Source organism: Pseudomonas sp. nanlin1, from assembly GCF_045571515.1.
Classification (GTDB): domain Bacteria; phylum Pseudomonadota; class Gammaproteobacteria; order Pseudomonadales; family Pseudomonadaceae; genus Aquipseudomonas.
This window is the reverse complement of sequence record NZ_CP124218.1, coordinates 4,146,769-4,171,928: the sequence shown is the minus strand read 5'-3', so window position 1 is coordinate 4,171,928 and position 25,160 is coordinate 4,146,769. Positions and strand designations below refer to the sequence as shown.

The window sequence follows — 25,160 nt, the reverse complement described above, 5'->3', positions numbered from 1 at the left end:
CCTGGCGCGTCGATGCAGCCTGCGCGCAGCCCTAGCGGAGACTTGCGATGACCGACACCCCCGAGCGCGACGAACGCCATCTGGCGCGCATGCTGCGCAAAAAAGCCGTGATCGACGAGCGCATTGCCAACTCCCCCAATGAATGCGGCTTGTTGCTAGTGTTGTCCGGCAACGGCAAGGGCAAAAGCAGCTCCGCATTTGGCATGCTCGCCCGGGCCATGGGGCATGACATGCGCTGCGGTGTGGTGCAGTTCATCAAGGGCCGCCATAGTACGGGCGAAGAGCTATTTTTTCGGCGCTTCCCCGAGCAGGTGCGCTACCACGTCATGGGCGAGGGCTTTACCTGGGAGACCCAGGACCGGCAGCGCGATATCGCAGCGGCGCAAGCGGCCTGGGCGGTGTCCCGTGAACTGCTGAGCGACCCGGCCATTGGCCTGGTGGTGCTCGACGAACTGAACATCGCCCTCAAACATGGCTACCTCGACCTGGACCAGGTGCTCACCGATCTGCAAGCCCGCCCGCCCATGCAGCACGTCGTGGTGACGGGCCGTGGGGCCAAGCCCGAGCTGATCGAGCTGGCCGACACGGTGACCGAAATGGGCGTGATCAAGCACGCTTTCCAGGCCGGTATCCGCGCCCAAAAAGGCATCGAACTGTGACGGATGCGCGCCAGTGCCCGGCGGTATTGATCGCCGCGCCAGCCTCGGGCCAGGGCAAGACCACCGTCACCGCCGCCCTGGCTCGCCTGCACCGCAACCAAGGCCGGCGAGTGCGGGTGTTTAAATGCGGCCCGGACTTTCTCGACCCCATGATCCTCGAGCGCGCCAGCGGTGCGCCGGTGTATCAGCTGGACATGTGGATGGTCGGCGCTGAAGACAGCCGCCGGCTGCTATGGGAGGCGGCGGGCGAAGCCGACTTGATCTTGATCGAGGGAGTCATGGGGCTGTTCGACGGCATTCCGTCCAGCGCCGACTTGGCCCGTCATTTCGGCGTGCCCGTGCTGGCCGTGATCGATGGCACCGCCATGGCGCAGACCTTTGGTGCCCTGGCCCTCGGCTTGGCGCGTTACCAGCCAGACCTGCCCTTCGCCGGGGTAATGGCCAACCGCGTCGGCACCCTGCGGCATGCGCAACTGCTTGAAGGTAGCCTGACCGAGGGCCTGCGCTGGTACGGCGGTCTGTCCCGTGACACCGGTATCGAATTGCCCAGCCGCCACTTGGGTTTGGTACAGGCCAGCGAGCTGAATGATTTGGACGAGCGCCTTGATGTCGCCGCAGCTGCGTTGGCCAGCAGTTGCGAAGTGTTGTTGCCGCCCCCCGTCACCTTCTCGGCGCCCGCACCGGTTCATATCGAACCGTTACTCAGTGGGGTGCGTATTGCCGTGGCCCGCGACGAAGCGTTTGCCTTTATCTACAACGCCAGCCTCGACGTGCTACGGGCCATGGGGGCGCAGTTGAGTTTTTTCTCGCCCCTTCACGACCAAAGCCTCCCGGCGTGCGACAGCCTCTACCTGCCCGGCGGCTACCCCGAATTGCACCACCACGCCTTGGCCGCGAACGCGCCGATGATGGCCGCTATTGTGGCCCATCAACAAGCGGACAAGCCGCTGTTGGCAGAATGTGGCGGCATGCTGTATTTGCTCGATGCCCTAACCGATGTCGCCGGCGAGCGCGCCGAATTGCTCGGCCTGCTGCCGGGTGAAGCGGTCATGCAAAAACGCCTGGCGGCGCTGGCGTTGCAAGTCGTGACATTGCCCGAGGGCGAGCTGCGCGGCCACACTTACCACCATTCGTTGACCAGTACCGAGTTGGCCCCCTTGGCGCGTGGGGTCAGCCCTAACGGTGGGCGTGGCGCCGAGGCGGTCTATCGCATCGGGCGCATGACAGCCTCCTATGTGCATTTCTATTTCCCTTCCAACCCAGCGGCGATTGCACGCCTGTTCGCCCCCGAGGCGCTCGATGTCTGAGCACGCCTACAGCCCACTAGAGCGGGCGGCGATTTACCGTGCCATTGGTGAGCGCCGCGACATGCGCCATTTTGCCGGTGGCACGGTGGCCCCTGAGCTGTTGACCCGCCTGCTCCAGGCTGCGCATCAGGCCCCCAGTGTCGGGCTGATGCAGCCGTGGCGCTTTATTCGCATCAGTGACCGCGAGTTGCGCGGGCGCATTCAGGCGCTGGTGGAGGAGGAGCGGGTACGCACCGCCGAAGCCCTTGGCCAGCGTTCCGACGAATTCATGCAGCTCAAGGTCGAAGGCATCGGCCAATGTGCCGAAGTGCTGGTGGCGGCCCTGAGCGATGATCGCGAGCGGCATATCTTCGGCCGCCGGACCCTACCTGAGATGGACCTCGCCTCGTTGGCCTGCGCCCTGCAAAACCTCTGGTTAGCTGCACGCGCCGAAGGCTTGGGCATGGGCTGGGTATCGCTGTTCGAACCTGCGGCCCTGGCCGAGCTACTGGGTATGCCGGCCGGGGCCAAGCCTTTGGCGGTGCTCTGCCTGGGCCCGGTGCAGGCCTTTTACCCGGCGCCGATGCTCAGCCTGGAAGGTTGGGCCGAACCACAACCCCTGGCCGAAATGCTCTATGAAAACCACTGGGGGCAACGTCCATGAGCATCGCCTTGCTAAGTGTGGCCGGGGTTGCGCTGGATGCCTTGCTGGGCGAGCCGCGCCGGGCCCACCCATTGGTCGCCTTCGGCCGCCTGGCCAACCGCCTGGAACAGCGCTTGAACATCGCCGGGCGCGGTTGGCGTAGCCATGGGGTCAGCGCTTGGGTGCTGGCGGTGGTACCGCTGACCTGTGCGGCGGCGCTGCTGGCCCAGTTGCCCTACGTGGGCGTGCTGGTGCAAGTGCTGGCGCTGTACTGCGCCCTTGGCCTGCGCAGCCTGGGCGAGCACGTGCTGCCGGTGGCGCAGGCGCTGCGCGCCGATGATTTGCCCAAGGCACGGCAGCGCGTGGGCTATCTGGTCAGCCGCGAAACGGCCGAGCTGGATGCCCCGGCCGTGGCCCGCGCCGCCACTGAATCAGTGCTGGAAAACGGCAGCGACGCGGTGTTCGCTGCGTTGTTCTGGTTTGCCGTGGCCGGCGCGCCAGGGGTGGTGTTGTACCGCCTGAGCAATACCCTTGACGCGATGTGGGGTTACCGCAACGAGCGTTTCGAGCGCTTCGGTTGGGCCGCGGCGCGTATCGATGATCTGCTCAACTATATTCCCGCGCGCCTGGTGGCGCTGACTTACGCGCTATTGGGCAAAACCCGTTTGGCCTTGACCTGCTGGCGGCGCCAGGCACCGCAGTGGGACAGCCCCAATGCCGGGCCGGTAATGGCGGCTGGAGCGGGTGCTTTGGGGGTTGAGCTCGGCGGCGCAGCGGTCTATCACGGTGAGTTGCACCAACGCCCAGTGCTCGGTGCCGGCCCTGCCGCCGACGCCACTGCCATCGAGCGCGGTTGGCGCCTGGTGCAGCGTGGGGTCTGGCTATGGTTATTGGTGCTGTGCCTGGGAGCCGAACTCTATGCTTGAACACGGTGGCCGCCTGGCCAAAGCGGCGCGGGATTACGGCATCGAGGTGGCCGATTGGCTCGACCTGTCTAGCGGCCTATCACCCTGGGCCTGGCCCATTCCACCGATTCCCGAGCGTGCCTGGGCGCGTTTGCCGGAAACCGATGACGGCCTCGAGGCGGCCGCGTGTGCTTATTACGGTGTGCCGCAGGTGCTCCCGGTGCCCGGCTCGCAAGCGGCTATCCAGGCACTGCCGCGCCTGCGACGCAGCGGCAGGGTCGGGGTACTGTCACCTTGCTACGCCGAACATGCTGAGGCCTGGCGTCGCGCCGGGCACCGGGTGCGCGAGGTCAGTGAGGAGGAAGTGGATTACTTTATCCCCAGCCTCGATGTGCTGGTAGTGGTCAACCCGAACAACCCCACAGGACGCTTGCTCAGTCAAGAGACCCTGCTGGCCTGGCATGCACGGCTGCGCGAGCGCGGCGGTTGGCTGGTGGTGGACGAGGCGTTCATGGACACCGCACCGCACGCCAGCGTGGCCCAGCAGGCCGATCGCTCGGGGCTCATCGTGCTGCGCTCGTTTGGTAAGTTCTTCGGCCTAGCGGGTGTTCGCCTGGGCTTTTCCGTCGCCGAGCCCCGCCTGTTGCAACTGCTGGCCGAACACGTCGGGCCCTGGGCTGTCAGTGGGCCCACGCGGGTTCTCGGCCAGGCCTGCCTGATCGACTTCGCCGGGCACGGGCGGCAAATCCAACGCTGCCAGCAGGCAGCCGAACGCTTGGTGCATACCCTGACTCAACATGGCCTGGCACCCAGCGGTGGTTGTGCGCTGTTTCAGTGGCGGCTAGACGAGCGGGCCGTGCAGATCCACGCCTTCATGGCCCGGCGCGGAATTCTCCTGCGTTTGTTCGATAACCCCCTGAGCCTGCGCTTTGGCTTACCCGGCGACGCGGCCGACTGGGTGCGCCTGGAAGCGGCCTTGGCCGAGTTTCACAAGGAGTTCCCATGACCACGCTGATGGTGCAAGGCACCACCTCCGATGCCGGCAAAAGTACCCTGGTGACTGCGCTGTGCCGCTGGCTGATACGCCAGGGTGTAGCCGTGGTGCCCTTCAAGCCACAGAACATGGCACTCAACAGTGCGGTCACCGCCGACGGCGGCGAAATCGGCCGGGCCCAGGCCGTGCAGGCGCAGGCGTGCGGGCTGGCCCCCCACACCGACATGAACCCGGTGTTGCTCAAGCCCAACAGTGACACCGGGGCCCAGGTGATCATCCACGGCCGGGCGGTGACTAGCATGAACGCCGTGGCGTACCACGACTACAAGGCCATTGCCATGCAAGCCGTACTGGCCTCCCACCAGCGGCTGACCGCCGCTTACCCTGTGGTCATGGTCGAGGGGGCGGGGTCGCCGGCTGAGATCAACTTGCGTGCTGGGGATATCGCCAACATGGGCTTTGCCGAAGCAGTTGACTGCCCAGTGCTGTTGATCGCCGATATCAACCGTGGCGGGGTGTTCGCTCACTTGGTCGGCACCCTGGAATTGCTTTCGCCCAGTGAACAGGCGCGGGTCCAAGGTTTTGTGATCAACCGCTTTCGCGGCGACATCGCCTTGTTGCAACCGGGCCTCGATTGGCTGGAGGCGCGCACCGGCAAGCCGGTGATTGGGGTGTTGCCCTACGTTACCGACCTGCATTTGGAGGCCGAAGACGGTCTGGATCGGCGGCAGGCGGCCAAGGCCGAGCGGGTGCTCAAAGTGATCGTGCCGGTGTTGCCGCGTATCAGTAACCATACCGATTTTGACCCGCTGCGTTTGCATCCGCAGGTGGACCTACAGTTCATTGGGCCGGGCGAGCCGGTCCCGGACGCCGACCTGATTATCCTGCCGGGCTCCAAGAGCGTGCGCAGCGACCTGGCCTATTTGCGCAAAGCCGGCTGGGAGCAGGCCATCAGCCGCCATCTGCGCTACGGCGGCAAGCTGGTGGGCATTTGCGGCGGCCTGCAAATGCTCGGCGAGCGGGTTGACGACCCTCTGGGCTTGGAAGGGCCGGCCGGCTCCAGCCCGGGCCTGGGCTTGTTGAGCTTTGTCACTGAACTGGAAGCGGACAAACAGCTGCGCAACGTGACCGGTCAGTTGAGCCTGGAAGACGCCCCGGTGAGCGGTTACGAGATCCATGCCGGGGTCACCCGGGGTGCGGCGCTGGCACACCCTGCGGTGCGCTTGGCTGACGGTCGTTGGGATGGCGCAATCAGTGCCGATGGGCAAATTTTTTGCACCTATCTGCATGGTTTGTTCGAGTCGCCCCAGTCCAGCTCAGCGCTGCTGCGCTGGGCCGGACTGACCGACGTGCAGGCCGTCGACTACCACGCGTTGCGCGAGTTTGACATCGAGCGCCTGGCTGACTTGGTGGAACGGCACTTGGACACGACACGCCTGCTGCAGCTATGTGGCCAGCCGGCGCAGGGGCATAGAACATGCTGCAACTGATTCTGGGTGGCGCCCGATCGGGCAAGAGCCGCCTGGCTGAGCGCTTGGCTAGCGACAGCGGCCTGGCCGTGACCTACATCGCCACCAGCGAGCCCATCGACGCTGAGTTGAACCAGCGCGTGCAACTGCACCGCGCGCGTCGGCCGGCACACTGGGGCTTACGCGAAGAGCCCCTGGCACTTGCCCAAGTGTTGCGTGAACACGCCGCCCCGACTACCTGCCTGCTGGTGGACTGCCTAACCCTATGGTTGACCAACCTGCTCCTGCTCGACGACCCCCTGCGTTTGGCGCAGGAGCGCGATGAGCTGCTCGACAACATTGGGCAGTTGCCGGGCGAAATCATTCTGGTAAGTAACGAAACCGGCCTGGGGGTCGTGCCCCTCGGTGAGTTGACCCGCCGTTATGTCGATGAAGCCGGGCTATTGCACCAGGCCCTCGCCGAGCGTTGCCAGCGGGTCGTGCTGACGGTCGCAGGCTTACCCCTTACCCTCAAAGGACCTGCGCTATGAGCCCAGCCTGGTGGTTACAAGCGTGTCGGCCGGTGGACCGGCAGACCCATGAACAAGCGTTGCTGCGCCAGCAGCAACTGACCAAGCCCGCCGGCGCGCTGGGCCAGCTAGAGCAGCTCGCCGTGCACTTGGCCGGCTTGCAGGGCCAACTAAAACCCAGCGTCGAGCACGTGTGGATCGCGATTTTCGCTGGCGACCATGGCATCGTTGCCGAAGGGGTCTCGCCTTTTCCCCAGGCGGTGACCGGGCAGATGCTGCATAACTTCGTCAACGGCGGCGCGGCCATCAGCGTCCTGGCGCGGCGCTTGAGCGCCCAACTTGAAGTGATCGACCTCGGCACGGCTACATTGCTGGAAGACTTACCAGGGGTGCGCCACCTGCATATCGGGCCCGGTACGCGCAATTTCGCCGAGGTTCCCGCCATGACGACGGCCCAGGGCGCGCTCGCGTTGCAAGCTGGCCGCGACAGCGTGCAGCGGGCACTGGCGGCGGGTTCGCAGCTGTACATCGGCGGCGAGATGGGCATAGGCAACACCACCTCGGCCGCGGCGCTGGCCTGCGCCTTGCTGGCCTGTCCAGCCAAGACCATGGCCGGGCCAGGCACGGGCCTGGACGCGACCGGGGTCAGCCACAAGGTGCAGGTGATCGAGCGCGCGTTGCAACGGCATGGGGCATTAGCCAATGACCCTCTGCAACAGCTGTACTGTTTTGGCGGTTTCGAGTTGGCGGCGTTGGCGGGCGCCTATGTGGCCTGCGCCCAAGCCGGCCTGGCGGCGCTGGTCGACGGCTTTATCTGCACGGTTGCGGCATTGCTGGCGGTGCGACTCAACCCAGCGGTGCGCGACTGGCTATTGTTCGCCCATGGCGGCGCCGAGCCGGGCCATCGCCCCGTGCTGGCCGCCTTGCAGGCGCAGCCATTGTTGGACCTGGGCCTGCGCCTGGGTGAAGGCAGCGGCGCGGCGCTCGCGGTGCCACTGCTGCGGCTGGCCTGTGACCTGCACGGGCAGATGGCGACCTTCGCCGAAGCCGCCGTGGCGGATCGCCCCGCATGACCTTGCACCTGGATTTGCTGCGCCATGGCGAAACAGAGCGCGGCAGCGTGCTGCGCGGTAGCCTCGACGACCCCCTGACCCAATCGGGCTGGGCGCAGATGAGTGCGGCCGTGGTGGGCCGTGGCCCGTGGACAGGCGTAGTCAGCTCACCGCTGCAACGTTGCGCCCGCTTCGCCGAAGCATTGGCTGCCGAGCGGGGCCTGCCGTTGGTCCTGGAGCCCGACCTGCAAGAGCTTCACTTCGGCGCCTGGGAGGGCCGTTCCCCTGCAGACCTCATGCTTACCGACGCAAAAGGCTTGGGCCAGTTTTGGGCCGACCCTTATGGTTTCACGCCGCCGCAAGGGGAGCCGGTACTGGCCTTCAGCGAGCGCATCCTGGCAGCCTTGGAACGCCTGCGCGCCCGCCATGAGGGGGAACGCGTGCTGCTGGTCAGCCACGCCGGGGTAATGCGCCTACTACTGGCCAGGGCACGGGGTTTGCCGCGTAATGACCTATTACAGGTCACGGTCGCTTACGGCGAAGTCCTGCACTTAGACGTCGACGCTCATGGCGTGCTGCGCGAGCGTCTGTGAACATGCTGCCGTTCTGGATCGCCTTGCAGTTCCTCAGCAGCCTGCCGGTCAGCCTGCCAGGCATGCCAGCGGCCTCGGCCATGGGCCGCTCATTGCTGTATTACCCGCTGGTGGGCTTGCTGTTCGGCGCGCTGTTGTGCGGGCTGGATGCGTTGTTGGTCGGGGCTCCGTTGTTGTTGCATGCGGCTTTGCTGCTCAGCGCCTGGGTGCTGCTCAGCGGTGGCTTGCACCTGGACGGCCTGGCCGATAGCGCAGACGCCTGGCTCGGCGGTTTTGGCGACCGCCAGCGTACCCTGGAAATCATGCAAGACCCGCGCAGTGGGCCCATCGCTGTCGTCACCCTGGGCTTATTGCTATTGCTCAAGTTCAGTGCCCTGGTGGCGCTGCTGCAAGTCGAACACAGCTGGGTGCTGCTGCTGGCGCCAATGTTGGCGCGCTCGGCGATGCTCGCGTTGTTTTTGACCACACCTTACGTCCGCGCTGGCGGTTTGGGTCAGGCGTTGGCCGAGCACCTGCCGCGCCGCGCCGCTGGCCTAGTGCTAGTGGTGGCTCTAGTGGTCGGTGGGGTGTTCGGTGGCTGGGTCATTGTCGCCATGGGGTTCGCCTTTTGGGCCCTGCGCCGCTTGATGCTACGCCGCTTGGGCGGGACCACTGGCGATACCGCCGGGGCTTTGTTGGAGGTGCTCGAAATGGTAGCCCTGGTGACGGCAGCGTTGTAACCGCCAGGCGCTGCCCTGGGATTTATCTGGCAACACTCTTCGACACATCAGCCTACAATCCTATCTTCGAGATCTTGCGGAGAATAACAATGACTTCAGTCTGGCGTAGCAGCGGTTGGCTGCTGCTCGGTGCCGCTTTGATCCTGGCGTTATCATTGGGTGTACGGCATGGCTTCGGCCTTTTTTTAGCGCCCATGAGTGCTGATTTTGGCTGGGGCCGTGAGGTGTTTGCCTTCGCCATTGCCCTGCAAAACCTCATATGGGGCCTCGCCCAGCCCTTTGCCGGTGCCTTGGCCGACCGTTACGGCGCGGCCCGTGTGGTCAGCGTGGGTGGGGTTCTGTATGCCGTCGGCCTATTGCTGATGAGCTTCGCCGACTCAGCCCTGAGCCTTTCTCTGAGCGCTGGGCTGTTGATCGGTATCGGCCTGTCTGGCACATCGTTCTCGGTGATTCTGGGGGTGGTGGGCCGGGCGTTGCCGCCAGAGAAACGCAGCATGGGCATGGGGGTCGCTGCTGCCGCCGGTTCGTTCGGCCAGTTCGCCATGTTGCCGGGCACCCTCGGCCTGATTGGCTGGTTAGGTTGGTCTGCGGCGTTGCTAGCTTTGGGCCTGTTGGTCGCGCTGATCCTGCCTCTGGTGCTGATGCTCAAGGACCGCCCTCTGCCCACGGTCAAAGGCCATGACCAGAGCTTGGTCGAAGCCCTGCGCGAGGCGGCGGGCCATTCAGGCTTCTGGCTGCTGGCGTTGGGGTTTTTCGTCTGCGGTTTTCAGGTGGTCTTCATTGGCGTGCACTTGCCTTCCTACCTGGTCGACCAACACTTGGAGCCAATGGTCGGCACCACGGTATTGGCGCTGGTCGGGCTGTTCAATATCTTCGGCACTTACATCGCCGGCTGGCTCGGCGGGCGTATGTCCAAGCCACGTTTACTGACGGCGCTCTACCTGCTACGGGCGGTGGTCATTACGCTGTTTGTCTGGCTGCCGCTGAGTGTCACCAGCGCTTATCTGTTCGGGATTGCCATGGGCTTGCTGTGGTTATCCACGGTACCCCTTACCAACGGTACGGTGGCGACGCTATTCGGTGTGCGTAACCTGTCGATGCTGGGCGGCATTGTGTTTTTATTCCACCAATTGGGGGCCTTCCTGGGGGGCTGGCTGGGCGGGGTGGTCTACGATCATACGGGGAGTTACCAACTGGTGTGGCAGCTGTCGATTCTGCTCAGCCTATTGGCGGCGGCGTTGAACTGGCCGGTGCGTGAGCGCCCAGTGGCGCGCTTACAGGCGCAAGGCGGGTTGGCATGAGCCGGCTGCAACGCAGTGGGCTGTTCGTGCTCTTTGCCGCGCTGTTGGCGGTGGCTTGGTGGGGCTGGCAGCGCAGCGGCCTGGCGTTACTGCAATTGAACATGAGCCTATGCTGAAGGCTATTGAGAAGGAGTCGGTTATGCGTGGATGGGCATTGGCGTTAGGGCTGTTGGCGACTTCCCCGAGCTGGGCTGATAGCTGCCCGGATGTCTTGCAGGGGCAGTTGCCAAAGCTGCGGGCCAAAGAATCGATCGACCTGTGTCAGCGCTTTAAAGGCAAGCCGTTGGTGGTGGTCAATACCGCCAGCTTCTGCGGCTTTGCGCCCCAGTTCAAAGGGCTTGAAGCGCTGTACCAGCGGTATAAGGGGCAGGGCCTTGAGATGGTCGGGGTGCCTTCCGACGACTTTAAGCAGGAAGCCAAAGATAGCGAGGAGACCGCCAAGGTCTGTTACGCCAATTACGGCGTGACGTTCACCATGACCGAGCCGCAAGTGGTGAAGGGGCCCGATGCCGTTCACCTGTTTAAAATACTGGCCCGCCAGAGCAGCGCGCCCACCTGGAACTTCTACAAGTACGTGATCGACCGCCAAGGCCAGGTGGTTGATTACTTCTCCAGCCTGACGAAGCCGGATGACCCGCGGCTCGTTCAAGCGGTGGAGAAGGCGATCGCTTCAACGCCCTGAGACCCATCCAGAACGAAAAAGCCCGCATCGTGAGATGCGGGCTTTTCTTGTAGCCAAGGCCTGGTTTAGAAGCGGTAGGTCAGTGACGAACCAATACCGTGGGCGCTGTTTTTGTAGTTGGCCTGGTAAGTGCGGTTGCCGGTGTTGGTGCGGTTGACACTGACTTCTTCTTCCTTCAAGTAGGAGTAAGCGACGTCGATAGTGATATCGTCGGTCGGGCTCCAGCCTGCACCGAAGCTGATGGCAACGCGGTCACCCGTCGGGATGCGGGTCGAGCGATCGGTGTTGTTGGTCGGCGACTGATCGACCGACAAGCCGGTACGCAGGGTCCACTGCTTGTTCAGCTTGTAAGCCGCGCCAATGGCGTGAGCCCAGGTGTCGTGCCAGTTTTGCTCTTCGGCGATGTTTGCGAATGCGCCACCGCCTTCGTTCTCGACGATGATCGACTTCAAGCGGCTCCAGCGGGTGAATGTGCTGCCCGCGTAAAGGGTCCAGTCATCGTTGAGTTCATGGGTGACGGAAAGGTCGACGATTTCAGGGGTGTCGATGCTCAACGAGGCATCGAACTTACCGCCTGTGCCTGTGCCCAGTGCAGCGCCCAGCGGGAAATTGACACGGGTGTCGCCTTCGAGCTTGTACTTGACCTTGGAGTGGTAGGTCAGGCCCACACGGGTGGAATCGGTGGCTTGTACCAGAAGACCTGCGTTGAAACCGACAGCGGTGTCGTCGCCCTTGATCTTGACCCGGCCTTCAGGGAACGGGCCCGCACCGGTCAGCGATGAGGTCAGCTCACCTTTGATGTGGTTGATAGTCGGCCCGAAACCGATGGAGACGCGATCGTTGAAGGCGTAGCTGACGGTCGGCTGCAAGGTGACCACCTGTACGTGGCTCTTGTCGGACGAGAAGCGACCGGCGAAGCCACTTTCGTAGTCGGTGACCAGACCAAACGGGGCATACATGCCAAAACCGAATGCCCAGTGATCATCGATGGGCTTGACGTAGTAACCCATGGGCACACCGACGAAAGGCACCATGTCGCCATCGTTGGTGCCGGTGGAGTTGCCGCCGGTTTGTTTGAGATCGGTCTTGGCGATGATCGCCGCGGCGCCGAAGCTGACTTGTTCGCGCTTGATGCGCGACATGCCGGCAGGGTTGCCATACACAGTACTGGCGTCTTCGGCAGATGAGGAGCGGCCCGCAAAACCGGTGCCCATGCCGCTGATACTCTGCTCATTCAGGGCAAAGCCTGCGGCGAATAATTGGCTGGAGGCAAAGGTAACGGCGAGGCTAAGTGTGGTCTTGAGCATTACTTTTTTCATTATTAGAACTCCTAGTGATCACCGAGCGGAAATTAACACATTTTTCACACAACGCTATAGGTCTGAAACAATTGATCTAGAGCGGTCTTGTAGGACAATCTGACGAGATTTGCCAGTGTCTTTGTCTCGGATTCGCCATAATGTCATTAGGCCATATTTTTCGCCACGCGCACACTAGAGCCTCGGCTATGGCAAAGCAGCCCATAGCGCGGTGAATACCGGGCAAAAAGGGTGGCCGCGTTGTACAACTCAGCCGGGGTAGAGTGGCCGGGGACGCGGGCAGTGATGGCCGAATTGCTGTAATGCTTGGCAACATAGTCGATGCAAACTATCGGCAATAACTGCGGTCTGGCGACGGGAGGTATAAGAGGCATGGGCAACATCCTGTTGGCAATATCCATGAAGGTAATAGCTAGCGGGCCCGGCTTGGCAGCGACGGATCTGAAAGGCCCGCTAGAGGCGTACTGGCCGCCCGAGTTCAAGTGTAGTGTGAAACTAACCCGCTAACAGGCTGTTTTTAAAATATTTACGTCGCCTACTAGGCTGGCCTATCGCATTCAGTTTTAAGTGGGCACGCTTTCTAACATAAATAGCAGGCATGAAAAACCCCGCCAAGGCATGACCCAGGCAGGGTGGGGCAGCAGGCGCTAAGGTTACGCGACCAGCGCCTGGCGAGTACGCTCGATGACAGCCTGAAGGGGCTCGGCGCTGGAGTATTGCTCCGGGTACAGCCGTTCACTGTGGCGAGCGACGCCAAATTCGTTGACGATGGTAAAGCTGAAGCAGCCTTTGCGGGCGGCCAGGATCAGGCAGTTCATTGGGGCGAAAGCGTGGGTGAGGGTGCGGATGGCATCCTGGGTGTGGATTGGGTGAGTCATTTTGTAGTGTTCCTGCAATAAACACAGCATACCGCTGTGCACAATAAAAACGTTCCAGTTGCGCGGGCCACCATTGGCCGGACGAAAGAACCACTCTGGAACAAAAGCAGCCAGGTGTAAGCGATATCAAATAAAAGCGCTTGGCTGACTGGTAGGTACTTCAGGAAGGCAGGCAACGTCCCTGGGCTGAGGTTCGGCGCCCTGGGTGAAGATCCTGATCAATAGGCAGGTTGGCTTGGTTAGGTAAATCCGCTTCTTGCCGGTCTTTTGTAAGCCGGGAAGGTTTACCTGGGGCCATCGAGTCAGCGTTTCCGGTCGTTCAGCGCCTTGTCGTAAGGGGCTGCGGATTGCATCGACTGTTATTGACTTTCAGCTTGGTACTAACGGAGGCGAGCCTACTCCATTTGGGCTAGTTCATGCAAGCCTATTTCTGAGCGATTTGCGAAGAATGCCAACCGGCGCACTGACTACACATTTATTGCGGTCACCTGGACAGCGCATCAGCGCGCAACCTGCCATCAGATGGCACCTGGCATATGCGATATCTCGTTTAACGACGATTTAACCTGCGCGTCTGCAGCGGTTGTGCACATTTTTGCTTAATGCCGGCGAGGGCTGTGGATATAGCCAGTGGCCGTACCCCTAGCCCCCTTTAGTTTTTTAAGTCAATGAAAAAAAACGCTTTTTTGCATTGGTGAAAAAATCGACAGTTTGACTGCAGGCCCCGTTTTATGTGGCTTTGCGAGCAGGGGAACAGGGTTGTCCACTGAGTTATCCACAGCTTCTGTGGATTGTCCCTCGCGGCTGCTCTAGATCGGACCTGCAGGGATTGGGCATTGGTCCTACACATGCATCAGTGGGGCTGCTGCAACAAAACCTTCATCGCCGCGGCAGGCTTCTGGCGTCGAAAACAGTTGCGCTCGAAAAAACCGGACATGCCTCTGCCCAGTCAAGACGGCACGGCCTCCGCGCGTCCGGCATTTCTTAAAAAGGTTGAATTGTCACAAAAAATGTTATTTAAATAACAAAAATAACAACGATGCCGGCCAATGGGTTCCGGTGCACAGGGTGGCTGAAGCAATGAAGAAGATCGCCGTCATCGGCAGTAACATGGTCGACCTGATTACTTATGTCGAACGTATGCCCGGCCAAGGTGAAACGTTAGAAGCTCCGCGGTTTGCCATGGGCTGTGGCGGCAAGGGCGCGAACCAGGCCGCTGCCGCCGCCCTGTTAGGTGCGCCAGTGCTGATGCTGAGCAAGGTCGGCGACGACCTGTTCGCCGACAACACCCTGGCTAATTTCAAGCGCCTGGGCATCGATACCGAATACGTCACCCGGGTGCCAGGCACCTGCAGTGGCGTAGCGCCCATCTTCGTGCAGCCCGATTCCCATAACAGCATCCTGATCGTCAAAGGCGCCAACGCCTGCCTGGCACCCGCCGACATCGATGCGGCCCGAACGCCTTTGCGTGAGTGCGCACTGATCGTGCTGCAACTGGAAATCGAACTGGCCACGGTCTATTACGCCATCGACTTCGCCCACAGCCACGGTATTCCGGTGTTGCTCAACCCGGCCCCAGCGGTGGCTGGCCTTAGCCGGGCACACCTAGCGAAGCTGGATTTTCTGGTCCCTAACGAAACAGAGCTCGCGCTAATCAGCGGCCAGCCAGTGACAGGCGTGGAAAGCGCCCGTATCGCCGCCCGAGGTTTGGTTGCCGAAGGGGTTGGCCACGTCATTGTCACCCTGGGTGCACAGGGCGCGCTTTATGTCGGCAGGGAGGGGGAGTTCCAAGTGCCCGGGTTGGGTGTGGCTGCGGTCGATACCACCGGCGCCGGCGACGCTTTTATTGGCTGCTTTGCTCGGCACTGGAGCGACAGCGGCGACCTACGGGCCGCCATCACCGAGGCGGTGGCCTATTCCGCCTGCTCGGTCACCGGCCTGGGGACTCAAAGTTCTTACCCGGATGCCTCCCGTTTTGCGCGTTTCAAGCACACCTTTGCGACCCCCGTAGCCCTCGGAGAACAACAATGAACAAACCGACGCTCCAGCCCACCGCAGACGGGTTCTACCTGAACCGCACCCCGTGGTTCGCCTTTTTACTGCTCTGCAGTATTTTTGCCCTTTGGGCGGCGGCTGCGAGCATGAATGATGTGCTGATCGCGCACTTCAAAAAAGCATTCCTATTGAGCGATTTTCAAACCGCTTTCGTGCAGTCGGCCTTCTACCTGGGCTATTTCTTCGTGGCGATACCTGCTGCGCTGGTGGTTCGCCGCTTTAGCTACAAGACCACCATTCTGGTCGGTTTGGTGCTGTACATGTGCGGCTGCTTACTATTTTTCCCGGCAGCGTCCATGGCCAAGTACGGCATGTTCCTGTTGGCCTTGTTCGTTATCGCGGCCGGGCTGTCGTTTCTGGAAACCGCTTGCAACACCTATTCGACCTTGATGGGCCCCCGTGAGACTGGCACCCGGCGGCTGAATATTTCGCAAACCTTTCACCCCTTCGGCGCCATGACCGGCGTGTATGTGGGCAGTTTCGTGATGTTCAAGGACACCGACGCCACCCACGAACAGTTAGTGCAGATGAGCGCCAGCGAAGCGGCGGTGCAGCAACTGCAGATGATTCAGTCCACTTTGCTCCCCTACAAATGGATGATCGCTGTTCTCCTGTTAATGTTCGTATTGATTGCCATCACCCGTTTCCCCGCCTGCAAAGGCAACCGCGCCGCCATCACCCAGGCGCCGCGAATCGGCGAAAGCCTGGCGCGGCTGTGGCGCAATCCGCGCTTTACCTTTGGTGTACTGGCGCAGTTTCTCTACGTAGGTGCTCAGGTCGGCGTATGGAGCTTCACCATTCGCCTGGCCATGCAAATGGGCGGTATGAGCGAACGCAGCGCTTCGTGGTTTCTGCTCACGACCTTTGCGGCCTATTTCGTCGGCAAGATGATCGCCAACTTATTGATGCGCAAAATGCACCCCGCTCGTGTGCTGGCGCTATATGGCGTGTTGTGCATCGTGTTGCTGGCCTACACCATCCTGGTGCCGAATATCAGCGCCGTTTACGCCGCTGTGGGCGTAAGCATTTTCCTCGGGCCCTGCTGGCCGACCATTTACGGCTTGACCATCGATGGCTTGGGCGAAGACACCGGGGTTGGGGGCTCTTTGCTGGTCATGAGTATCGTGGGCGGCGGGGTGATTCCGATTTTCCAGGGGCTTTTGTCTGACTACAGCGGCGGTAACATGCAGTTGGCCTACAGCGTGCCGTTGCTCTGTTTCGTGGTCATCGTCGCCTATGCCGTACGCTGTATGCGCAATGCCGGCGGCGCCCCCGTGAATAGCCTGGGGGTGGCTGCATCATGAGCAGCGCAACCGTGGCGCTGTACCCGGCCCTGTTCGGGGAAACCGAAAAAACCCTGCTGCATACCGCCGATTTCCGCGTCAGCGCCTGGGCTTGGCCCTCCGGGGTGTTAGGCCTGGCGCTGGAGAATCGTCGAGGGCGCCTGGAGTTATTGCCGTGGCAGGGGCAAATGGTCTGGTCGGCGCGCTTCGACGGCTGCGACCTGACCATGCATAACATGTTCAGCCAGCCGCGACCCAGCCCCACGGTGATCGGCACCTATGGATGCTTTATGTTCCACAGCGGCCTGTTGCGCAATGGCTGCCCCGGGCCGGACGACGATCACCCGCTGCACGGGGAAATGCCCTGTGCGGCAATGGACAAGGCCTGGCTCGAGCTTGGCGAAGATGCTAACGGGCCTTGGCTGCGCCTCTGTGGCGACTACGAATACGTGCAGGGCTTTGGCGATCATTACCGCGCCAGCCCCAGCGTGACCCTGCGCGCCGACAGCGGGCTATTCGACATCGCCATGCACGTGACGAACCTCGCCGCCAAGCCGATGCCGTTGATGTACATGGCCCATATGAACTACGCCTACGTCGCAGGCGGGCGTATGCTCCAACCCTTGGGTGCAGGGGCGATTCGCGTGCGCAGCAGCGTACCGGCCCACCTTTCACCCACCCCAGCCTGGTGGGAATACATCGGGCAATTGCGCGAGCGCCCCGGCGCCCTCACGGTGCTGGACCAGCCGGCGCTGTATGACCCGGAGATCGTGTTCTTTTTCGATGACGTGCGCGCCGATGCCCAGGGGCTGGCGCATTTCGTCCTTGAGCACCCCGCAGGTGCCGGGTTCTACACCGCTTACCGGCCACAAGACTTCAGCCACGCGGCCCGGTGGATTTTGCACAACCCCGACCAGCAAGTAGCGGCCTTCGTGCTGCCGGCGACCTGTGAACCGGAGGGCTATTTGGCCGAGTCGGCCAAAGGCAATGTGCGCACACTGGAGGCCGGCGCGACGGCCTCTTTCGGTGTCACCACCGGCTACTTGGCGGCGACTGAACTCGCCGCCTTGAGCGCGCGCTGGCCGCAGGCGCCAGCCACGTGATAAGCGCTTCAGTGCAACAGCTGGGCGCCTTGGCGGGCGATCGCCTCGCGGTAGGCGCGGGGGATTTTTTTGTCGCTGACCACGTACTGAAAGTCCGCCAGGGTCGCGAAGTGGGCGGCCCGCACTGCGTCGAACTTGGAGTGATCGGCCAGCAAGACCGCATGCCGGGCCTGGCGCAAGACCTTTTGTTTGACCGCCACCTCGGTCAGGTTGAAACAGGTCACCCCCAAGGTTTGACTGACCCCCGCAGCGGAGACGAATGCCCAGGTCAGGCGCAGGCTGTCGAGGACGCTGGCCTCGCCCTGATGTTCGAACACCTGGTTCTTGCGGTGAAAGGTGCCGCCGCACAGGATGATCTCGCAGTGCGGCTTGTGCTGCAGCTTGAGCAATACGTTCAGGGAGTTGCACACCGCCGTGAAGGCCAGATCGTCGGGGATGAAGTCGACCACGAAGGGCAGGGTACTGCCGCAGTCGAAAAACACCGTGTCGCCGGGCTCGATCAGCCGTGCGGCGAGTTTGCCGATGCGGCGTTTTTCCTCAACGTGGCGGGTGTCCTGCTCGGTGACCTGGTACACGCCGGGGAGTTGTTCGTCGAACGCGCGGGTGATGTAGCCGCCCAGCAGGCGCAACTGCTGCGGGTGGCGGCCGAGTTCGCGGCGCAGGGTCATCTCGGAGATATCCAGAAGCGCGGCCATCTCCCGCAAGTGGATAGCATTCTGGTCTTGCAGGGCTTGCAGGATCAGTTTCAATCGAGAAGGTTTTTTGAGGTCCAAGGGCGTACCGGCACTGGGCTGTAGTGTTGTATTAGTAACATGTAGTGCAAATTTAATAACGTTTTGCAGACGATTTGGACAGGATAACCAACATGACGCGTTTAGACCCCGCAATGCTCGCCCAGTACATCGACCACACGTTGCTGGCCGCAGATGCCAGCCAGGCACAGATTGCCACACTTTGCCGGGAAGCTGAGCAACACCGCTTTTACTCGGTGTGCGTGAATTCGGCGCAAGTGCCTTACGTGCGCCAGCGTCTGAGCGGGCAGGCCGTGAAAATCTGCGCGGTAGTGGGCTTCCCGCTGGGCGCCGGCCTGAGTGCGAGCAAGGCTTTTGAAGCGCGCGAGGCGATTGCTGCCGGCGCCGAAGAGATCGATATGGTGCTCAACATCGGCTGGTTGAAAGACGGCCTGTTCGACGAGGTGCAGGCTGATATTGCCTTGGTGCTGGCCGCGTGCGCAGACGTCCCGCTGAAAGTGATCCTGGAAACCTGCTTGCTCGACGAAGCGCAAAAGACCCGCGCCTGTGAGATTTGCCGCGATCTGGGTGTTGCCTTCGTCAAGACCTCCACCGGTTTTAGCCGCAGTGGCGCGACCCTCGAGGATGTCGCCCTGATGCGCCGCGTGGTGGGGCCAGACTTAGGCGTCAAGGCCTCCGGTGGCGTGCGCGACTACGCGACGGCGGTGGCCATGATCGAGGCCGGCGCGACCCGTTTGGGCAGCAGTTCGGGGATAGCCATCGTCACGCAAAGCGCCGGTTCTGCTCAAGGCTACTGAGGTACCGTCGGGCCAGAGGGCTGAATCCTGAACGTTTTTGTCGCGTGGTGGGCTCCCACGACCGGCAAAAGCGCGTAAAGTCCGCCCCCCACGTTTTTGCCCAAAGTGTTGTATGAAGTTTATGCCTTCTTCGTCACCAACTTCCGCAGCGACACCGACCCGGCGCTTCTCCCTCAAGGTGGCACTGTGGTTGCTCGACAGCCCGCGCCTGGGCCACAGCACCAACGTCAAGCATTTTGCCGGGCGGCTACTCAAGCAGCCCGCGCGCCAAGGCGTGGTGCAGGCCCAAAGCCGCCTTGGGCGCTTGCTCTGCTGCGACTGTGGCAACGCACGCGACCGCCGTATCGGCCAGCAACTGCTGCGCCAGGCCGCCAAGGCGGGCGATGAGCCAGCCCAGCATGAGTTGGGCCGGCTGGCCGAGGCGCCGTCAGCCTAAACTTAAGCCCGGTTTGCTCCGCCGCGGCAGAGCCCTCAGACTGTGCTTTTTACTCGGCCTGCGGGCCTGGCGGAGTTGTCACCATGGTGTTGGACATGACCAGTCTGTTGTTGGGCTTGCTGGCGGCGGCAGTGCCGAGCCTGGCTTGGGCCTGGCACCTGCAGCGCCGGCTGGCCGCTGAGCAGGCCGACAGTGCGCTGCTCGACGAGCGTCTGAGTACCGCGCAGATGGCCCAAGACGGCCTCAATGCCCAGTTGGAAGCCAGCCGGGACGAAATCAGCGACCTCAGCCAGGCTAACTGGGACAAACAGGCCGAGCTGGCCGCCGCGCGCCGAGAGCTAGAACTGTTGCAGATCGAGCGCGACAACGCACGTGATGCCGCCCACGGCTGGAGCCACGAACGCACCGCCAAAGAAGCCGAACTGCGCCGCCTCGACGCCCGTTGCGCGGCTCTGGAGGCCGAACTGCGTGAACAGCAAGACAGCCATCAACAACGCCTCACCGACCTGCAGGGTTCGCGCGACGAGCTGCGCGCGCAATTCGCTGAATTGGCCGGGAAGATTTTCGACGAGCGCGAACAGCGCTTTGCCGAGTCCAGCCAGCAGCGTTTGGGGCAATTGCTGGACCCTCTGAAAGAGCGCATTCAGTCTTTTGAAAAACGCGTGGAAGAGAGTTACCAACAGGAAGCGCGGGAGCGCTTTTCCCTGGGCAAAGAGCTGGAGCGCTTACAACAGCTGAATCAGCGCCTGAGCGATGAGGCGACCAACCTCACCCAGGCCCTCAAGGGGCAGAAAACCCAGGGTAACTGGGGTGAGCTGATTCTAGAGCGGGTGCTGGAACACGCCGGCCTGGAAAAAGGCCGCGAGTATCAAACCCAAGTCAGCCTCAAAGGCCCCGATGGCGAGCGTTTCCAGCCCGATGTGCTGATCATGTTGCCCGGCGACAAGCAAGTGGTGGTGGATTCCAAGGTCAGCCTGACCGCTTACCAGCAGTACATCGCGGCAGACGACAGCGTGATTGCCCAGGCGGCCTTGAAGCAGCACGTGCTGTCCTTGCGTAATCACGTCAAAGGTCTCTCAGGCAAGGACTACAACCGCCTGGAAGGTTTGCACAGCCTGGATTTCGTCCTACTGTTCGTGCCCATCGAGGCGGCATTCGCTGCCGCCCTGCAAGCTGAGCCTAATTTGTTCCAAGAGGCGTTCGACCGGCAGATCGTGATTGTCAGCCCTACCACGCTGCTGGCGACGCTGCGCGTGATCGACAGCCTTTGGAAGCAGGAGCGGCAAAGCCAGAACGCACGGGAAATCGCCGAGCGAGCAGGTTGGCTGTATGACAAGTTCGTCCTCTTCATCCAGGACCTCGACGAAGTCGGCAACCGCCTGCAGCAGCTCGACAAAGCCTATAGCAATGCCCGCAACAAACTGACCGAGGGCCGTGGCAACCTGGTTAGCCGCACCGAACAACTGAAGCTGTTGGGCGCGCGGGCGAGCAAGAGCTTGCCCGCCGACCTGATCGAGCGCGCCCTCAGCGACGCCCAGGGCGACGAAGCCTCAGGCCCGGCTGAGGTGCCGGTTCAATAGCGCGCGCAAAGCCGCCGGCTTGACCGGCTTGGCCAGGTAGTCCAAGCCGGCGGCCTGAGCCTGGCTGAGGGTTTCCGGGCGGCTGTCGGCGCTGATCACGACCCCGGGTATTGCTTGGCCAAGGGTTTCGCGCACCCAGGCGACCAGCGCCGGGCCAGTGTCGCCGTCGTCGAGGTGGTAGTCGGCCAACACCAGTTGCGGGCGCACGCCCTCGTTCAGCCACTGCGCGCATTGCGCCCGGTCGCGGGCGGTCCAGACCTCACAACCCCAGCGGCTGAGCAGGCTGTGCATGCCAAGCAAAATACTCGCTTCGTTGTCCACGCAAAGTACCCGTTTACCGGTCAACGCCTGGGCGGGCGGCAGCGCTGGCGGCTGCGCCGGGGCCGCGCTCTTGACCCAAGGCACGCTGACACTGAACACGCTGCCGCGACCTGGCCAGGAGCGCACTTGCAGGCGGTGGTGCAACACGCGGCAGAGGCCGTCGGCGATTGCCAAGCCCAAGCCCAGACCTTTTTCCGCGCGGGTCTGATGGCTATCCAGGCGTTTGAACTCTTCGAAGATCACCTGCAACTTGTCGGCCGGGATACCAGGCCCGCGGTCCCAGACTTCCAGGCTTAGTTCATCGCCTTTGCGGCGCACGCCGAGCAAAATCGGGCCTTTGCCGTAGCGTAAGGCATTGGTCAGGAAATTCTGCAGGATCCGCCGCAGCAGTTTGGCGTCGCTGTCCACCCACTGCGTACTGCTGCACAGGCGGAACGTCAGGCCTTGTTGGGCGGCCAATAGCGTGAATTCGGCGCCCAGGGGTTCGAACAGGGTGTTGAGGGCGAACGGCTGGCGTTGCGGGGTGACCTTGCCGTTTTCCAGGCGGGAGATATCCAGCAAATCGCTGATCAGGTCTTCAGCCGAGCGCAACGAGCTGTCCATGTGCTGGACCAATTGTTCGGCCTCGGCGGACAGCCCCTGGCCTTGGTGGGACAGCGCCGCACTGAATAGCCGCGCGGCATTGAGCGGTTGCATCAGGTCGTGGCTGACGGCCGCCAGGAAGCGTGTCTTCGACTGGTTGGCCGCTTCGGCCGTACTTTTGGCGTCGCTGAGGGCCTGGTTCAGTTGTGACAATTCATGGGTGCGCGCCGCGACCCGCTGTTCGAGGCTCTCGTTGGCATCTTTAAGGGCTTTGGCGGCGTCGCGGTAGGCGGAGATGTCGGTAAAGCTCATGACAAAACCGCCACCGGGCATCGGGTTGCCGATCAGCTCGATGGCTCGCCCATTGGGAAACATCCGTTCGGAGGTGTGCGCGCGGCCCTGGCGCATCCAGTGCAGGCGCCGCGCCACATGCACTTCGGCCTCGCCGGGCCCGCACAGGCCGCGCTCGGCGTTGTAGCGAATGATGTCGGCAATCGGCCGGCCGACGCTGATCAGGCCGTCGGGGTAGTTGAACAGTTCCAGGTAGCGGCGGTTCCAGGCCACCAGGCGCAACGATTGGTCGACCACGCTGATGCCCTGGGTGATGTTCTCGATGGCACCTTGCAGCAGCGCGCGATTGAATTGCAGCACCTCGGACGCTTCGTCGGCAATGCGCACGACGTCTTCGAGCTGCATGTCGCGGCCTTCGATGGCGGCTTTGACCACCGCCCGGGTAGACGAACTGCCCAGCACCCCGGCCAGCAGGCGTTCGGTGTGGGCGATCCATTCGCTGTCGGCATTCTGGTTGGGGTTGAACGGTTTGCCTTGGCGGTAGGCGAAGCGGGTGAAGCTTTGCAGGGCACGTTCCTCTCCGACAAAGCGCGCGCACAGTTGCAGCAGGTCGTCGATCTGCACCGCTAGCAAGGGCCGCGTACGCGGCCGGGCAGTGATCTCCTGGCCGATGAAACGCCCAGCCTGCCAGTGTTCGCTGACTCGGGTGCGCGACAGCAGAGACACCCAGGCAAACAAACAGAAGTTACCGGCCAGCGACAACACCACCCCCTGGGTCATAGGGGTGATCGGCAGGCCCAGCGGGTTGCTGTGCAGCCAGGCCAGGCCTGGAAAGCTGTGCAGTGACCAGCCCAGGCTGTGGGCGGCGATCGGCAGTACCAGGGTGTAGAACCAGATAAACACCCCAGCGGCCAGGCCGGCGAACACACCACGGCGGTTGGCCGGCTTCCAGTACAACGCACCCAGCATGGCGGGCGCCAGTTGGGTCACCGCAGCGAAGGCTACTTGGCCGATGGTGGCCAGGCTGGCCGTGGAGCCCAGCAGGCGGTAACTGACATAGGCCAGCAGCAGAATGACCACGATGCTCACCCGGCGCACCGTCAGCAACCAATGGCGGAACAACTCAAAAGGCCGCTCGGCGCTTTGCTTGCGCAGTAACCAGGGCAACAGCATGTCGTTGGAGACCATGGTCGACAGCGCCACGCTGGCCACGATGACCATGCCGGTAGCGGCTGACGCCCCCCCGATGAATGCCAGCAGCGCCAGCGCCGGGTGCGCTTCGGCCAGCGGTAGGCTAATGACAAAGGAGTCCGGCAATACCGAACTGGGCAGCAGCATCTGCCCGGCCAGCGCAATCGGCACCACGAACAACCCGGCCAGGGCCAGGTAGGCCGGGAACACCCAGCGCGCCAGGCGCAGGTCTTGGGGGTCGGTGTTTTCCACCACCGTCACGTGAAATTGCCGGGGCAGGCAAATGATCGCCATCATGGCCACACCCGTCTGCACAATCATCGATGGCCAGTTCACGGTTTCCTGCCAGTAGGTCTCCAACCGAGGCGCCAGGCGCGCCTGGCTGAGCAGGTCGTCGAAACCGTCATACAGGCCATAGGTCACGAACACACCGACGGCGAGAAACGCAAACAGTTTGACCAGGGATTCGAAGGCGATCGCCAAGACCATGCCGCGGTGATGCTCGGTCACATCCAGGCTGCGGGTGCCGAACAATATGGTGAACAGCGCCAGCACCAAAGACACCACCAGCGCGGTGTCTTGCACCCGTGAGCCGGTGGCGTCGGCGTTGGCGCCGATCAGCAGGTTGACGCCCAGTACGATGCCCTTGAGTTGCAAGGCAATGTAGGGCAATACGCCAATCAGGCAAATGAGGGCTACTACCACCGCCAGCGGCTGGGATTTACCGTAGCGAGCGGCGATGAAGTCAGCAATCGAAGTGATGTTTTCCTGCTTGCTGATGAGCACCATTTTTTGCAGCACCCAGGGTGCCAGCAACATCAGCAGGATCGGCCCCAGGTAGATCGGCAAAAATGCCCACAACTGTTCGGCCGCCTGGCCGACCGCGCCGAAGAATGTCCAACTGGTGCAGTACACCGCCAACGACAGGCTGTACACCCAGGCCCGGACCCTGGGCGGCAGGGGGGTGCGGCGGCGGTCGCCGTAAAAGGCGATAGCGAACATGACGGCCATGTAGGCCAGGGCGACGGCGGCGATCAGCCCGCTGGACAGCGACATCGAACACTCCACACCGAGGGCCACGCTGGGCTAAGCCAGCGCGGCGGAAGGGCGCAGTTTGGCACGGGCCTCAGGCGGCGGACAGATGCTCGTACAGAATGGTCGCGCCGATCAGCATCAAGACAACGCCGCCTACGATTTCCGCGCGCTGGCCTACGACAGTGCCCAGCACGCGGCCGAGCAGGGTGCCAATGGTCACCATGGTCATGGTGGCGATGCCGATAGCGCCGGCGGCGAGCAGGATATTCACGTCGATGAAGGCCAGGCCGATGCCCACGGCCAACGCGTCGATGCTGGTGGCAAAGGCGGTCACCGCCAACAGTAGGAAGCCGTGTTGTTGGGTTTTTTCCTCTTCCTCTGCTTGCGGGCTTACCCCGTTATAAATCATGTGCAGGCCCAGCACCATTAACAGGGTAAAGGCTATCCAATGGTCCCAACGTTCGACGAACTGGGAGGCAGCCTGGCCAATCAGCCAGCCCACCAGGGGGGTAATGGTTTCGATCACGCCGAATATAACGCCCATGCGCAGGGCTTCGGTAAAGCGTGGTTTGTGCAGGCTGGAACCTTTGCCGATGGCGGCGGCGAAGGCGTCCGTGGACATGGCCAGGGCGAGCATTACGAGGGATAGGGGGTTCACGGTGTTTTGCATCCAGCCGGGCATTGAGTCCACGACCCACACGCGCGCCCGACTTCATGGCACGTAT

The 25,160-nt window shown here is 62.5% G+C and carries 24 protein-coding genes; 19 read left to right on the top strand and 5 right to left on the bottom strand.

The window, feature by feature from the left end:
- The first annotated feature begins 47 nt into the window (after positions 1–47).
- From cobO to QCL65_RS19145, 12 genes are all read left to right on the top strand, one after another.
- Positions 48–659, top strand: a complete 612-nt coding sequence (gene cobO / locus QCL65_RS19200; RefSeq protein ID WP_407311529.1) for a cob(I)yrinic acid a,c-diamide adenosyltransferase — start codon at positions 48–50, stop codon at positions 657–659.
- Entirely contained in the window at positions 656–1,966 is a 1,311-nt protein-coding gene (locus QCL65_RS19195) for a cobyrinate a,c-diamide synthase (RefSeq protein WP_407311527.1), read from the top strand. The genes cobO and QCL65_RS19195 overlap by 4 nt, the downstream gene beginning before the upstream one ends.
- The gene (gene bluB, locus QCL65_RS19190) at positions 1,959–2,609 is read left to right on the top strand and encodes a 5,6-dimethylbenzimidazole synthase (protein WP_407311525.1); all 651 of its coding nucleotides are present in this window, start codon (positions 1,959–1,961) and stop codon (positions 2,607–2,609) included. The genes QCL65_RS19195 and bluB overlap by 8 nt, the downstream gene beginning before the upstream one ends.
- A complete protein-coding gene (gene cbiB, locus QCL65_RS19185; RefSeq protein ID WP_407311523.1) occupies positions 2,606–3,514 on the top strand; it encodes an adenosylcobinamide-phosphate synthase CbiB in 909 nt (302 codons plus the stop codon). The genes bluB and cbiB overlap by 4 nt, the downstream gene beginning before the upstream one ends.
- Positions 3,507–4,499, top strand: coding sequence for a threonine-phosphate decarboxylase CobD (gene cobD, locus QCL65_RS19180; protein WP_407311521.1), 993 nt, complete (start codon positions 3,507–3,509; stop codon positions 4,497–4,499). Before cbiB ends, cobD begins: the two co-directional genes overlap by 8 nt.
- Entirely contained in the window at positions 4,496–5,977 is a 1,482-nt protein-coding gene (locus QCL65_RS19175; protein ID WP_407311519.1) for a cobyric acid synthase, read from the top strand. The genes cobD and QCL65_RS19175 overlap by 4 nt, the downstream gene beginning before the upstream one ends.
- Positions 5,965–6,486, top strand: a complete 522-nt coding sequence (gene cobU / locus QCL65_RS19170) for a bifunctional adenosylcobinamide kinase/adenosylcobinamide-phosphate guanylyltransferase (protein ID WP_407311516.1) — start codon at positions 5,965–5,967, stop codon at positions 6,484–6,486. Before QCL65_RS19175 ends, cobU begins: the two co-directional genes overlap by 13 nt.
- Entirely contained in the window at positions 6,483–7,538 is a 1,056-nt protein-coding gene (gene cobT, locus QCL65_RS19165; RefSeq protein WP_407311514.1) for a nicotinate-nucleotide--dimethylbenzimidazole phosphoribosyltransferase, read from the top strand. Before cobU ends, cobT begins: the two co-directional genes overlap by 4 nt.
- The gene (cobC, locus tag QCL65_RS19160; RefSeq protein WP_407311512.1) at positions 7,535–8,110 is read left to right on the top strand and encodes an alpha-ribazole phosphatase family protein; all 576 of its coding nucleotides are present in this window, start codon (positions 7,535–7,537) and stop codon (positions 8,108–8,110) included. The genes cobT and cobC overlap by 4 nt, the downstream gene beginning before the upstream one ends.
- 2 nt (positions 8,111–8,112) lie before the next feature.
- Entirely contained in the window at positions 8,113–8,829 is a 717-nt protein-coding gene (locus QCL65_RS19155) for an adenosylcobinamide-GDP ribazoletransferase (protein WP_407316935.1), read from the top strand.
- 89 nt (positions 8,830–8,918) lie between these two features.
- Positions 8,919–10,130, top strand: a complete 1,212-nt coding sequence (locus tag QCL65_RS19150) for an MFS transporter (RefSeq protein WP_407311510.1) — start codon at positions 8,919–8,921, stop codon at positions 10,128–10,130.
- 139 nt (positions 10,131–10,269) lie between these two features.
- A complete protein-coding gene (locus QCL65_RS19145; RefSeq protein ID WP_407316933.1) occupies positions 10,270–10,812 on the top strand; it encodes a glutathione peroxidase in 543 nt (180 codons plus the stop codon).
- 65 nt (positions 10,813–10,877) lie between these two features.
- Here the strand turns inward: QCL65_RS19145 and QCL65_RS19140 are convergent, their stop codons facing one another.
- Together QCL65_RS19140 and QCL65_RS19135 are read right to left on the bottom strand one after the other, a co-directional pair.
- The gene (locus QCL65_RS19140; RefSeq protein ID WP_407311508.1) at positions 10,878–12,131 is read right to left on the bottom strand and encodes an OmpP1/FadL family transporter; all 1,254 of its coding nucleotides are present in this window, start codon (positions 12,129–12,131) and stop codon (positions 10,878–10,880) included.
- 653 nt (positions 12,132–12,784) lie between these two features.
- Entirely contained in the window at positions 12,785–13,009 is a 225-nt protein-coding gene (locus QCL65_RS19135; RefSeq protein WP_407311505.1) for a hypothetical protein, read from the bottom strand.
- A gap of 848 nt (positions 13,010–13,857) precedes the next feature.
- Between QCL65_RS19135 and QCL65_RS19130 the strand changes: the two genes are divergently transcribed.
- From QCL65_RS19130 to QCL65_RS19115, 4 genes are read left to right on the top strand one after another with little or no spacing between them, the layout of a single operon-like run.
- Positions 13,858–14,034, top strand: a complete 177-nt coding sequence (locus QCL65_RS19130; protein ID WP_407311503.1) for a hypothetical protein — start codon at positions 13,858–13,860, stop codon at positions 14,032–14,034.
- Positions 14,035–14,089: 55 nt separating this feature from the next.
- Complete coding sequence (rbsK, locus tag QCL65_RS19125) at positions 14,090–15,040, top strand: ribokinase (RefSeq protein WP_407311501.1); 951 nt, start codon at positions 14,090–14,092, stop codon at positions 15,038–15,040.
- Entirely contained in the window at positions 15,037–16,368 is a 1,332-nt protein-coding gene (gene fucP / locus QCL65_RS19120; protein ID WP_407311499.1) for an L-fucose:H+ symporter permease, read from the top strand. Before rbsK ends, fucP begins: the two co-directional genes overlap by 4 nt.
- Positions 16,365–17,450, top strand: coding sequence for an aldose 1-epimerase family protein (locus tag QCL65_RS19115; RefSeq protein WP_407311497.1), 1,086 nt, complete (start codon positions 16,365–16,367; stop codon positions 17,448–17,450). Before fucP ends, QCL65_RS19115 begins: the two co-directional genes overlap by 4 nt.
- A gap of 8 nt (positions 17,451–17,458) precedes the next feature.
- Here QCL65_RS19115 and deoR read toward each other — a convergent pair whose 3' ends face one another.
- Positions 17,459–18,223, bottom strand: a complete 765-nt coding sequence (gene deoR, locus QCL65_RS19110) for a DNA-binding transcriptional repressor DeoR (RefSeq protein ID WP_407311495.1) — start codon at positions 18,221–18,223, stop codon at positions 17,459–17,461.
- Between the two features lie 92 nt (positions 18,224–18,315).
- Between deoR and deoC the strand changes: the two genes are divergently transcribed.
- From deoC to rmuC, 3 genes are all read left to right on the top strand, one after another.
- Positions 18,316–18,999 (top strand): deoxyribose-phosphate aldolase, encoded by a 684-nt coding sequence (gene deoC / locus QCL65_RS19105; RefSeq protein WP_407311493.1) that lies wholly within the window; start codon positions 18,316–18,318, stop codon positions 18,997–18,999.
- A gap of 112 nt (positions 19,000–19,111) precedes the next feature.
- The gene (locus QCL65_RS19100) at positions 19,112–19,435 is read left to right on the top strand and encodes a sel1 repeat family protein (RefSeq protein WP_407311491.1); all 324 of its coding nucleotides are present in this window, start codon (positions 19,112–19,114) and stop codon (positions 19,433–19,435) included.
- A gap of 197 nt (positions 19,436–19,632) precedes the next feature.
- On the top strand, positions 19,633–21,015 hold the full coding sequence (rmuC, locus tag QCL65_RS19095) for a DNA recombination protein RmuC (RefSeq protein ID WP_407316931.1): 1,383 nt from the start codon (positions 19,633–19,635) through the stop codon (positions 21,013–21,015).
- Here the strand turns inward: rmuC and QCL65_RS19090 are convergent.
- Positions 20,986–24,456: a NahK/ErcS family hybrid sensor histidine kinase/response regulator gene (locus QCL65_RS19090; RefSeq protein WP_407311489.1), complete on the bottom strand. Its 3,471-nt coding sequence runs from the start codon at positions 24,454–24,456 to the stop codon at positions 20,986–20,988. The genes rmuC and QCL65_RS19090 overlap by 30 nt on opposite strands.
- A 70-nt stretch (positions 24,457–24,526) precedes the next feature.
- The gene (gene mntP, locus QCL65_RS19085) at positions 24,527–25,093 is read right to left on the bottom strand and encodes a manganese efflux pump MntP (RefSeq protein WP_407311487.1); all 567 of its coding nucleotides are present in this window, start codon (positions 25,091–25,093) and stop codon (positions 24,527–24,529) included.
- Positions 25,094–25,160 lie beyond the last annotated feature (67 nt).

Coding starts and splice junctions, on each gene's coding strand:
- cobO (WP_407311529.1), top strand. CDS start 48: ATGACCGACACCCCCGAGCGCGACGAACGCCATCTGGCGCGCATGCTG.
- bluB (WP_407311525.1), top strand. CDS start 1,959: ATGTCTGAGCACGCCTACAGCCCACTAGAGCGGGCGGCGATTTACCGT.
- cbiB (WP_407311523.1), top strand. CDS start 2,606: ATGAGCATCGCCTTGCTAAGTGTGGCCGGGGTTGCGCTGGATGCCTTG.
- cobD (WP_407311521.1), top strand. CDS start 3,507: ATGCTTGAACACGGTGGCCGCCTGGCCAAAGCGGCGCGGGATTACGGC.
- QCL65_RS19175 (WP_407311519.1), top strand. CDS start 4,496: ATGACCACGCTGATGGTGCAAGGCACCACCTCCGATGCCGGCAAAAGT.
- cobU (WP_407311516.1), top strand. CDS start 5,965: ATGCTGCAACTGATTCTGGGTGGCGCCCGATCGGGCAAGAGCCGCCTG.
- cobT (WP_407311514.1), top strand. CDS start 6,483: ATGAGCCCAGCCTGGTGGTTACAAGCGTGTCGGCCGGTGGACCGGCAG.
- cobC (WP_407311512.1), top strand. CDS start 7,535: ATGACCTTGCACCTGGATTTGCTGCGCCATGGCGAAACAGAGCGCGGC.
- QCL65_RS19155 (WP_407316935.1), top strand. CDS start 8,113: ATGCTGCCGTTCTGGATCGCCTTGCAGTTCCTCAGCAGCCTGCCGGTC.
- QCL65_RS19150 (WP_407311510.1), top strand. CDS start 8,919: ATGACTTCAGTCTGGCGTAGCAGCGGTTGGCTGCTGCTCGGTGCCGCT.
- QCL65_RS19145 (WP_407316933.1), top strand. CDS start 10,270: ATGCGTGGATGGGCATTGGCGTTAGGGCTGTTGGCGACTTCCCCGAGC.
- QCL65_RS19140 (WP_407311508.1), bottom strand. CDS start 12,131: ATGAAAAAAGTAATGCTCAAGACCACACTTAGCCTCGCCGTTACCTTT.
- QCL65_RS19135 (WP_407311505.1), bottom strand. CDS start 13,009: ATGACTCACCCAATCCACACCCAGGATGCCATCCGCACCCTCACCCAC.
- QCL65_RS19130 (WP_407311503.1), top strand. CDS start 13,858: ATGCATCAGTGGGGCTGCTGCAACAAAACCTTCATCGCCGCGGCAGGC.
- rbsK (WP_407311501.1), top strand. CDS start 14,090: ATGAAGAAGATCGCCGTCATCGGCAGTAACATGGTCGACCTGATTACT.
- fucP (WP_407311499.1), top strand. CDS start 15,037: ATGAACAAACCGACGCTCCAGCCCACCGCAGACGGGTTCTACCTGAAC.
- QCL65_RS19115 (WP_407311497.1), top strand. CDS start 16,365: ATGAGCAGCGCAACCGTGGCGCTGTACCCGGCCCTGTTCGGGGAAACC.
- deoC (WP_407311493.1), top strand. CDS start 18,316: ATGACGCGTTTAGACCCCGCAATGCTCGCCCAGTACATCGACCACACG.
- QCL65_RS19100 (WP_407311491.1), top strand. CDS start 19,112: ATGAAGTTTATGCCTTCTTCGTCACCAACTTCCGCAGCGACACCGACC.
- QCL65_RS19090 (WP_407311489.1), bottom strand. CDS start 24,456: ATGTCGCTGTCCAGCGGGCTGATCGCCGCCGTCGCCCTGGCCTACATG.